The following is a 1,543-nucleotide window of genomic DNA, read 5'->3' as shown; positions in this document are numbered from 1 at the left end:
GCCCGGGGGGGGGGGGGGGGGGGGCACCCCCGGCCGAAGGCTGGGGGAGGGTGGGTGTTCTGGACGGTGCGGGATATTTGTGTGCAGTACCCGGGCCGGGACGGGATGAGCAAGTGCCCGTCACGCACGTAAATATCCCAGTCCAGAATGGCCGGCCCCGGAGGCCCCGAACCCGGCCCATCAACCACGTGCGCCGGGGCGCCCGGACTTCACAGGGCTGGGGGCACCCCCGGCCGAAGGTTGGGGGAGGGCGGGAGGGCGGGGAAAAACCCGGTCCGGACGCGAAGCGTCAGGGGTGCGCGGCCAACGCCCCCGTAAGGACGGGCGTCGTGAGCTCGACCTGCCACCGCCGCGCCCCCGCCCCCGCGAGGAACGCGGAGACCGCCTCGGGCGAGTGCTCCCGCGGCGGCGCCCAGCACAGGCGGCGGACGGTGTCCGGGGTGATGAGGTTCTCCTGCGGCATGTTGAGTTGCTCCGCGAGCGCGGAGACCGCGGCGCGGGCCGCCGAGAGCCGGGCGGCGGCGACCGGGTCCTTGTCGGCCCAGGCGCGCGGCGGCGGGGGGCCGGTGAAGGCGGGGCCCGGCTGGGGGAGCTCGCGTTCGGGGATGAGGCGGGCGTGGTCGATCGCGGCCTGCCACTGCTCCAGCTGGCGCCGCCCCATGCGGTGCCCGAATCCGGGCAGCGCGGCCAGCGCGTGCGCGTTCGGGGTGGCCTCCAGGGCCGCGGCGACGATCGCCGCGTCGGTGAGGACGCGTCCGGGCGAGACGTCGCGCTCGCGGGCGAGCCGGTCGCGGAGGTTCCACAGTTCGCGGACGACGGCCATCTGGCGACGGCGCCGCACCTTGTGCATGCCGGAGGTCCGGCGCCAGGGGTCTACCCGGGGCGGGGGCGGCGGGGCGGCGGCGATGGCCTCGAACTCCTGCATCGCCCAGTCCAGCTTGCCCTGCTCGCGCAGTTCCTCCTCCAGCGCGTCGCGGAGGTCGACCAGGAGCTCGACGTCGAGCGCGGCGTAGCGCAGCCACGGCTCGGGCAGCGGCCGGGTGGACCAGTCGACCGCCGAGTGCCCCTTCTCCAGGGCGTAGCCGAGGACGGTCTCGACCATCGCGCCGAGCCCGACCCGCGCGAATCCGGCCAGACGCCCGGCGAGCTCGGTGTCGAACAGCCGCGTGGGCCGCATGCCCGCCTCGTCGAGGCAGGGCAGGTCCTGCGTCGCGGCGTGGAGCACCCATTCCGTCCCGCCCAGCGCCTCGCTCAGCGGCGACAGGTCGAGGCAGGCGACGGGGTCGATCAGCGCGGTCCCTGCTCCGGTGCGGCGCAGCTGGACCAGATAGGCCCGCTGTCCGTAGCGGTAACCGGATGCGCGCTCGGCGTCGACGGCGACAGGCCCGGAGCCCGCGGCGAAGGCCGCTACGACGTCGGCGAAAGCCTCCGGGCTGGCGGTCACCGGCGGGATTCCCTCGCGCGGGTCCAGCAGCGGGACCGGCGCCGGTGGTGCTTCTGTTGCGGTCTCTCGGGCGTCGGTCACCAGTCAAGAGTATCCATG

The 1,543-nt window shown here is 75.2% G+C and carries 1 protein-coding gene; it reads right to left on the bottom strand.

Features of this window, described 5'->3' with window-relative positions:
* Nucleotides 1-289: 289 nt before the first annotated feature.
* A complete protein-coding gene (locus tag ACFWVC_RS38605) occupies nt 290-1,525 on the bottom strand; it encodes an HRDC domain-containing protein (protein WP_384299580.1) in 1,236 nt (411 codons plus the stop codon).
* Nucleotides 1,526-1,543 lie beyond the last annotated feature (18 nt).

Origin of the sequence: Streptomyces sp. NPDC058691, assembly GCF_042714775.1 — a bacterium.
In the GTDB taxonomy this organism is placed as follows: domain Bacteria; phylum Actinomycetota; class Actinomycetes; order Streptomycetales; family Streptomycetaceae; genus Actinacidiphila.
This window is presented reverse-complemented; position numbering and strand designations above follow the sequence as displayed.